Origin of the sequence: Erwinia sp. AnSW2-5 (assembly GCF_045107195.1) — a bacterium.
Lineage (GTDB): Bacteria > Pseudomonadota > Gammaproteobacteria > Enterobacterales > Enterobacteriaceae > Erwinia.
Map to the genome: position 1 here is coordinate 1 of NZ_JBJGXA010000041.1, position 8,589 is coordinate 8,589.

7 protein-coding genes and 3 pseudogenes are annotated in these 8,589 nt (G+C 58.2%); all 10 read left to right on the forward strand.

Annotated elements, in window-relative coordinates:
- On the forward strand, window positions 1–1,221 hold a 1,221-nt coding region (locus ACFL9S_RS22090), incomplete at its 5' end, for a DUF2345 domain-containing protein (protein ID WP_405264015.1).
- A gap of 3 nt (window positions 1,222–1,224) precedes the next feature.
- On the forward strand, window positions 1,225–1,983 hold the full coding sequence (locus tag ACFL9S_RS22095; RefSeq protein WP_405264016.1) for a DUF4123 domain-containing protein: 759 nt from the start codon (window positions 1,225–1,227) through the stop codon (window positions 1,981–1,983).
- 132 nt (window positions 1,984–2,115) lie between these two features.
- Window positions 2,116–2,693: pseudogene (locus ACFL9S_RS22100) on the forward strand (DUF3304 domain-containing protein).
- Window positions 2,681–2,902: pseudogene (locus tag ACFL9S_RS22105) on the forward strand (hypothetical protein); the annotation flags it as partial. The pseudogenes ACFL9S_RS22100 and ACFL9S_RS22105, both read left to right, overlap by 13 nt.
- Before the next feature lie 173 nt (window positions 2,903–3,075).
- Complete coding sequence (locus ACFL9S_RS22110) at window positions 3,076–3,666, forward strand: DUF3304 domain-containing protein (protein WP_405264017.1); 591 nt, start codon at window positions 3,076–3,078, stop codon at window positions 3,664–3,666.
- Window positions 3,654–6,107 (forward strand): T6SS phospholipase effector Tle1-like catalytic domain-containing protein, encoded by a 2,454-nt coding sequence (locus ACFL9S_RS22115; protein ID WP_405264018.1) that lies wholly within the window; start codon window positions 3,654–3,656, stop codon window positions 6,105–6,107. The genes ACFL9S_RS22110 and ACFL9S_RS22115 overlap by 13 nt, the downstream gene beginning before the upstream one ends.
- Before the next feature lie 16 nt (window positions 6,108–6,123).
- Window positions 6,124–6,381 (forward strand): PAAR domain-containing protein, encoded by a 258-nt coding sequence (locus ACFL9S_RS22120; RefSeq protein ID WP_405264019.1) that lies wholly within the window; start codon window positions 6,124–6,126, stop codon window positions 6,379–6,381.
- A complete protein-coding gene (locus ACFL9S_RS22125; RefSeq protein WP_405264020.1) occupies window positions 6,378–7,526 on the forward strand; it encodes a hypothetical protein in 1,149 nt (382 codons plus the stop codon). The genes ACFL9S_RS22120 and ACFL9S_RS22125 overlap by 4 nt, the downstream gene beginning before the upstream one ends.
- The gene (locus ACFL9S_RS22130; protein WP_405264021.1) at window positions 7,495–7,911 is read left to right on the forward strand and encodes a hypothetical protein; all 417 of its coding nucleotides are present in this window, start codon (window positions 7,495–7,497) and stop codon (window positions 7,909–7,911) included. Before ACFL9S_RS22125 ends, ACFL9S_RS22130 begins: the two co-directional genes overlap by 32 nt.
- A pseudogene (locus ACFL9S_RS22135) lies at window positions 7,892–8,589 on the forward strand (type VI secretion protein VasK); the annotation flags it as partial. The gene ACFL9S_RS22130 and the pseudogene ACFL9S_RS22135, both read left to right, overlap by 20 nt.

Here is an 8,589-nt window from a genome sequence, read left to right on the forward strand (position 1 = left end):
GCGGGCACGCTGCCCGCGCGGGTGACCAGCACGCGGATAAACGACCCTTACGGCCACATTGACCGCGACGGGCGCTACCGCGTGAACATGCTGTTTGACCGCGACGGCTGGGACACGGGGTTCGAGAGCCTGTGGGTGCGCCAGGCCCGGCCTTACGCGGGCGATACCTACGGGCTGCACCTGCCGCTGCTGGCGGGCACCGAAGTGGCGATAGCCTTTGAGCACGGGCACCCGGACCGTCCGTACATCGCGGGCGTGCTGCACGACTCAAAGCACGGCGACCCGGTGACCATCCGCAACTACAAGCGCAACGTGCTGCGCACCCCGGCCAACAATAAGCTGCGCATGGACGATTCGCGCGGGCAGGAGCATATCAAGCTCAGCAGCGAGTACGGCGGCAAGAGCCAGCTGAACCTCGGTCACATCGTGGACGGCGAGAAGCAGAAGCGCGGGGAAGGGTTCGAGCTGCGCAGCGACGGCTGGGGCGCGATACGCGCCGGGAAAGGGCTGTTTATCACGGCCGACGGGCAGCCGAAGGCGCAGGGGGACGTGCTGGAGATGGCTCCGGCTATCAGCCTGCTGAAAGGGGCGCTCAATCAGGCCACGGAATGGGGCAGCATTACCCAGACTCACCACAATCACAGCCCTGATAACCGCGGACTGAAACAACTGGTGGGTAGCGCAGACCAGCTGAAAGCTCCGCTGCTGTTAATGAGCGCGCCAAAAGGTCTGGGCGCAGTCACCCCGGAAAGCATGCTGCTGCACAGCGGCAACGGCCTGTATCTGCAAAGCACTGGCGAGGTGAGCATGGCCAGCGCACAGCGTCTTTCCGCGAATGCCAGCCAAAGCATCTCCCTGCTGGCTCAAAACGAAGGCATGCGTCTGATATCCGGTAAAGGCCCGCTGGAGATGGAATCACATGGCGATGTCCTCTCACTGACGGCCCTGAAAGATGTCACCGTGCAGTCAACCCAGGGGCATCTGCAGCTGACGGCGAAAAATGGCATCACGCTGGGCTGTGGCGGGGCTTACATCCGCCTCACGCCGCAGGGCGAGGTGGAAATTCACGGGCCGGGGTTAATCAGCCTGAAAGGTCAGCACGATTTACAGGGGCCCGCCAGCGAGAACTTTGCGCTGCCTGAGCTACCGTCTTCTGTATGTAAAGCGTGCATGAAAAGAGCGCAGGAGCTGGCGCAGGGCTTTGTACCAAGGGAAGGATAACGCATGGAAAATATCACAGTATGGCTGGACAGGGTGCAGCACACCTGTCAGCAATTTGGGCAAACCTATATTGATATCATCATTGACCAGTGTGGTCTGGATTTTTCAGTGATCCCCGCATTGTCAGGTTTTTCACCGGAAATAAAGTGGTTTTCCCTCTATGAAGGGCTCCCGGAAGATATCTACCGGGAGGATGCCCCTTTACTGGTACGCATTGAACTGGGGCAGGAGCAACAGGTTCGCTGGATGTACGACCTTGCACGGGAAGTACACCCCTCAGCACCACTGCTGGTAATGGGATCGCTCTGGACGTTGCCGTCGCTGGCAGCCTGGCTGGGTCGGTGCGCCGATGCCAGTCTCCAAGGACGCGGGGGGATATTCCGCTTCTGGGATACGCGAGTTTTCCCCTATCTGTTTAGCGATATCCTTGCTGATGAGCAGAAAAGCCAGCTCCATCAGCCGGCACTGTTTTGGAGCTGGCTGGACCGCGACAATCAGTCAGCATTGCTGATGGGCGAGGGAACATTTGCCGATATTGAAGCCTGTCAGCAAATTACCTTCACGGATACACAGTACGAAACGCTGATGTGTTTATGCGACACCAAACGCTTTTTAACCCTTGAACCCCTTCCCCGAACATTATTTACCAGCAGTGAAGAGATGTTTTCCGCATGTTTTCACGCGATGTTGGAAACAACGAAACAGGGGATACTTTTTGCAGAAAATCGTGATGCCTGGGTTATAAAAAACCTCAAGGGTTAAAACGCTTTTTGTAATGGACGCCCTGAATACGAGAGGTAGCTGATAATGGAAAAATAATCACACTTGTAATGGCACTTCTGTTAAGCGCAGGCAACTAAAGTTGCCTGCCTCAATAACATAAGGATGTGAGTCGTGGTATTAAAAATATCCAACGTGCTGTGCGCAGTATTATTGCTGGCAGGCTGCGGTTCCCAGGCGGAATATTATGACGGCGGGGGCACCATCGAAGCCATCAACCATACCCAATGGGCGATCAATCAGTTCAGCGTTAACGGTCAGTCCGGCCTTGATATTATCGGTCCCTACCAGGGAGGGGCTGCTGCTTCGGTGCGCCAAAGGAATGGAAGCCTGGAATGATGGTCAGGGTAGACTGGGTGACCGGGGTAGGTAGTGCAAGCGATGTGCCTGAAATACCAGAACCTAAGAAACCAATCTTAGGTGTGCAGACTCGGGAAGAGTGGCATCAGGAATGGGTAGTTTACACTCAAAAGCAGCGTATGTGGTTTCAAAAAATAAAAGCCATGAATAAGCAGCATTCCGCAACAGTTCCGGTTCCTGACTACACGGGCCAGAAAACCTGCGGTATTACCGTGCATTTTCTCCCTTGTGATCAGGTGAAAGTCACCACCAGCTGCGCCGACTATGGCAATCCGCGCCACCCGATTAAAGAACCTTTACGGATGAAGGAGCCAAAAGTATGTGCGAAATAATCACCGATCTGGTCTGGTATCCACCAGAATTCCCCCGACTGGGAAGATTGCCATCACAGGCTGCGCTGGTGGGGGCAAACTGCCGTAAGCAGGACAGCGAGGAGCAGAGATACCACGATGAGCTGTGCCTGGCGGCCAACCGGCTGGTGGCACCGCCGTGCTGTAAAACCCTGCATATCAGCCTGTTTTTTGACGGTGCCAATAATAATTAACGATGGCTTTGCTGGGTTAAATAAATACGCAATACCACGACGGCGTTCCCGTTTATTACATCCCCCTGAATAACCGACTGAAAAATTATTCAGCCATGTCCATCAGCGGTGGGCAGGGTTCAATAATTTCAGGCAGTCAAACCGCAAAGCACAATAAAAGGAAGATCGTGATGCAAATGAAAGTCTACGGCATGCTGTGCGCAATATTACTGCTGGCAGGATGCGGCCAGCGTAGTGCGCAGGCGGAATATCATGGTGGCGGGGGCACCATCGAGGCCATTAACCATACCAAATGGGCCATCGAGTTTAGCGTTAACGGTCAGTCTGGCCTCGATAATATCGGCCCGTACCAGGGAGGGGGGGGGGGATGCTGCTTCGGCGTACCGAAACTGTGGCAGCAGGGAATGACGGTCAGGGTGGACTGGGAAACCTCGGTCGCTTTTGCCAGCGATGTTCCTGAAATACCACAACCAAAACGCCCTAATTTAGCTCACCTTGATGTTAAAACAGCAGACTTGAAAGCTATTAAATATGCCGAAAAATATCAGGCATGGCGGCAAAAAGTTAAAGCTATGAATGAGCAGCACTCAAAGGTAGTTCCGGTCCCTGATTACACGGGCCAGAAAACCTGCGGCATTACCGTGCATTTTCTTCCCTGCGACCAGGTGAAGGTCACCACCAGCTGTGCCGACTATGGCAATCCGCGCCACCCGATTAAAGAACCTTTACGGATGAAGGAGCCAAAAGTATGTCCGAAATAATCACCGATCTGGCCTGGTATCCACCAGAATTCCCCCGACTGGGAAGATTGCCATCACAGGTTGCGCTGGTGGGAGCAAACTGCCGTAAGCAGGACAGCGAGGAGCAGAGATACCACGATGAGCTGTGCCTGGCGGCCAACCGGCTGGTGGCACCACCGTGCTGTAAAACCCTGCATATCAGCCTGTTTTTTGACGGCACCGGCAATAACCTGAATCACGACCTGTACGTTGCTAAGCCCAGGCACCCGACTAATATCGCCCGGCTGTTCCGCGCCACCATTGGCCAGGGCTATGCGGGCGGGCTGGGCAGCAAAAACCAGGAACTGACGGATATGTCGGGCAGCGCCGGGAATAAGTACTACAAGTACTATATTCCCGGCGTAGGTACCCCCTTCCCGGAGGTGTCCGACCTTGACTTCAGCATGTTGGGGCTGGCAACCGCCAGCAGCGGCGAGGAACGGATTAACTGGGGGCTGCTGCGTATTATTGATGCCCTGCGTCGTACCTGCGGGCTGGACAGGCTGGATGATGCCGCCTGCTGGCAGTCTGTGCAGGCGATGGGCACCTCGATGGCAAGTTTTGGCCTGACCGGCAGCAGCAACCGCTACGAGGAGTTCCAGCGGCTGCTGCAGGAGCCAGCGCTGGCGAAAGCCCTGCGCACCGCCCTTAATCCCGCCGGACCGGGCCAGGTCCGGCTGCTGGGGATCAAGCTGTACGTGTATGGCTTTTCACGCGGGGCCGCCGCCGCGCGCGCCTTTGTTAACTGGCTTAGCGGCCTGCTGCCGAAACCTGAGGGCGAGGATAAAAAGCCTGAGCAGTGCCTGGCGGCCGGTGACCTGAAAATCCCGCTGAGCGTTGAGTTCTTCGGCCTGCTGGATACCGTGGCCTCGGTCGGCGTGCCGCATATTGCACCGGTTGCCGAAGGGCATATGGGCTGGGCCGACGGCACCCAGGAGCTGCCGGCTGAGGAGGTCTACGGCGGGTTGATTAAACGCTGCCTGCACCTGGTCTCCTCCCACGAGCAGCGCCTGTGCTTCCCATTGGACTCCATCCGCCGCACCGATGGTCGCTATCCGGCTAACAGCGAGGAGGTGATTTACCCCGGTATGCACTCGGACCTCGGTGGCGGCTACCCGCCGGGCGACCAGGGCAAGGGCAACGGGCTGAATGATGGCCTGCTGCTGTCGCAGATTGCCCTGCATGAGATATATGCGGCGGCCTTTACAGCGGGTGCGCCGCTTAAGATCACTCCGGATGCGTTGCCCGAGGATTTGAAAAAAGATCAGTGGCGCATTATGCAAGATGAAATCAGCGATGAATTTTTTATCTATCCTACATTAGTCATCCGTTTCAACGCATGGCGCTCATTAACCCTGAACCTCCCGCCTTCAGCCACTAGCATCAGCGATGAACAGGCCGTTCTTTATACCCCGGTTCGCGCCAGCGTCAGCCTGGAAAAAGCCATCGATGAGCAGATCGCCTGGATCACCGCGTGGCGCATTGGTCGTTACGCGGGCGGCAGCTATAAAACCCAGCGCTTCTATGTCGACTCTGCCGCCAACGGGCTGGATAAACACAGCGATCCGGTCTTGCGAAAAGCTGACGAAGACAAGCGCAAGGCGGAACAAAAAGGGGTTGATGACGAGCGCAAAAAAATGCGCGATGGGATGAAAAAAGGCGAATTTACGCTGCTGCCACAGGGGCCAAAAGACTTCGACGCCGCGCTGGGGCAGACCCAGCTGCGCGAGGCAGCAGAAGAGTTCCGCCAGGATTACCAGGGCATCGCCCGGGAAAGAACGCATGAATGGTATTTCGAAGCCATTTATGGACTGCAAAACACCCTGTACCTGCTCAATACCGACAATGAGTACGGCGAGTGGCTGAAAATGAAAACCGCCGGTGAAACCTATCTCAAGGTGCTGTTCCCGGAGGGCGGCGAAGCCACCAACGCGGAACAGCCAGCGGGGCTGGTGCGGGCGCTGTTTGATGACCAGGTGCACGATTCACGCGCCTGGTTTATGTACAACGCCTTCGGTGCCCGTGAACCCTGGGGCGGCTACTTCCGCTACCGCATGGTCTATTTCGGTAAGAAAAGTAATAAACCGCTGTCGCCGCTGATGATCGCCGGTGCAGTGGTGGGCGCGGCCACGCTGGTCGGTGGCGTGGCGTTTATCATCAAACAGAAAAAGGTCACGGACAAGCTGCTCGGCGCGGCGGGCATGTTCGGCGCGCTGTCGCTGGAAACCCAGGCGGTGGATATTCTTTCCGGCAAGCCCATCCCGATGCTGCCGGGCGCGGCGCTGCTGAAGGCATTCACAACGGAACCGGGTGAGGTGGTGGCGCAGCAAAAAGTGGCGATCGCGGCACAACGGCTGGAGATGGCGAAATCTGCCATTCAGTCCGGCTGGCTGGAAAAAGCGCAGTCGGTTATCACCGTATAATAAAGGAGGGAACCTGATGAAAAAGATCATTCGCGAGGGAGACACTCTGCGGGAGTACGGCGGTAAAGTGCTGGCGGGGCACTACCTCTGCTTTGGTAAGGGCATTGCCGCAAAGGGGGACCCGGTCAAGTGCAACAAGCACGGGATGACCACCATCAGTGAAGGCAGCGAACTGTCGAAGGTTGACGGTAAGCCTGTTGCACTGCACGGGCATCGCTGTGCCTGTGGCTGCACGCTGGTCAGCTCGTTTCCCGACTGTGGTATTGCGCAGTGAGAGCGTTACCCGAGTTCCCGGTCTGGAAGACTGCAAACCCGCCCGCCAGCAAGAAGTGGCTGGCGGTGGGAGCGCTGCTGACGTTACTGGCAGGTGGGGGCGCGGCGCTGTTACGAAAGGGAGAGGAGGACAGCAGCATGATTTTCACGCTGATGCTGCTCGCTCTGGCTATCACCGGCCTGCTGTGGCTGTGCCGTTTGGTGTATTACCGCGCCTCGTGGCATCACGCCACAACCTGGCAGCAGGCCGTGGATCGTGAACATCATCTGTGGTGGGAAGCGCACCAAAGCACGCTGGCACTGCGTGACATCCTGCTGATAGGGCCGGCGGGCAGTGACGAATCAGACTGGAAGCTCGTACTGAGTCGCGAACAGCGCCCGCCGGAGATGCAGCAGGAAGCCAGTGGTAAAGCCCTGCGTATTGCCCGCACGTTCTCCAGTGATGTAACAGCGCGTGAGCAGCAGCTGGCGCGTTCACTGGTGCTGTTATGGCACCAGGAACAGAGTGAACCGGTAAGCACTTTTTCCGGCGTTTTTTGGCTGGGTAGTGAACCCGGCTGGCAGGCATTTGTTTCACAGATGAACGCCACCTTTCCTGAGGTGGCGCTACCCCCAGAACCTGAAATCTGGAACGGTGAAGAGACGCTCTCGCACATCGCGGCACGGTTACGACAGGATAAGACCAGGCAATTTTTGCTGGCCGGATGCCAGTCCTGTGCCGCGTCTTCTGGCCATCGGTTACCCGCCGGTGAGTCCGCGGTGCTTTGGCGGGTAGCGGCGGATGGCCCGGTTGTTATGCCGCGTGGCGAAGTGTTTTCTGCATCGACTCATGATGCACTCAAAGAGGTTTGCCAACGCGCCCTGAAGCAAAGTGCCCTCGACGATGCCCCGGATGCCTGTGTTCTGTTTTCACATCCCGATCTGCCGCAGCTGGCTGAAACCGGCTGGAATGTCACGCATCATCTGCAGGACAGTTACTGGGGCGATGTGGGAGACATGCAGCTACCGGTCGTTATCTCTCTGGCGGCACTCCACGCACGGCATCAACAGCACCCCTGCGGCTGGTTAGCGACCGATCCTCAACACCCACTTGCACTTGGAATGGTTAAGCCTTATGGAAAAGGACAAAGCCCGACAACAAAATAAAAGCATCTCAGCGGCATTTACCGGTGTGCTTGCTGTGGCGGCAATCACCCTGCTTATTCTGCTTGCAGGGTTGGGATACTGGTTTTTTGTTGAGAACGCGTCAACCGAATGGCCGGTCATCCGCTCAATACTGATCGTCTGCGGCATTATCTGGACGGTGCTGGCATGTTTGATCATGCTAGCCTTTCTGGCTATTCAGCTGTGGATCATCAACCGTGTGAAACAAAGCCCAGGGTTGGAAAAGAAAGCGTCCAGCAGCAGGACGGTGCCTCAGCACTTCTCCTCACCGCTAAAAAAACACCTCCGCTCCCGCTACGGCCCTTTCTGGCGCCGCAAAGTGCGCCTGCTTCTGGTCGTGGGCGACGATGCCGCCCGCGAAGCATGATTTTCTGCTGCGCCTCGGGCAGCGGCTGGCGCAGGGCGGCAGCGAACGCTGGCAGGAGCAGCTCACCCCGTGGCTGCACGCCGCGCAGCAGCGCGTTGTCCTGCGCGGGCTGATGTTCAGCCTGGCGGAGAAGGGTGCGCCATCCTCCCATGACACCGCGCTGCCGCGTCACGCCCTGACGCTGCCCGCGACCTGGCAGGGCGTGGTGAATGACTGCACCCGCCTGCGCGGCCGCCGCGTCGGGCTGCCCTGGCAGCAGACGCTGGCCTGGACGCTGATGGCGGCAATGGGCCTGTGGGGCGCGGGGATGCTGCTCTCCTTTGCCCTCAACCGCCAGCAGATTGTCAGCGTGGCGCAGCAGGCCCGCGCCCTGGTGCAGACGGCTGAGGTCTCCGACCGGCAGCTGGCTGACCTGCACGCGCTGCGCAACGACGCCGGGCTGCTGAAGCACTGGCATCAGGACGGCGCGCCCTGGTACCGCCGCTTCGGCCTGGACCACCACGCGCCGCTGCTGGAGGCGATGATGCCTTGGTACGGCGTGGCGAACCACCGCCTGCTGCGCGACCCGGCGAACGCCGCGCTGGCGCAGGCGCTCGGGGTGCTCGCCGCGCTGCCGCCGGACAGCCCGCAGCGGGCCGCCGGGGCGAGAGCCGGTTACGACCGGCTGAAGGCCTGGCT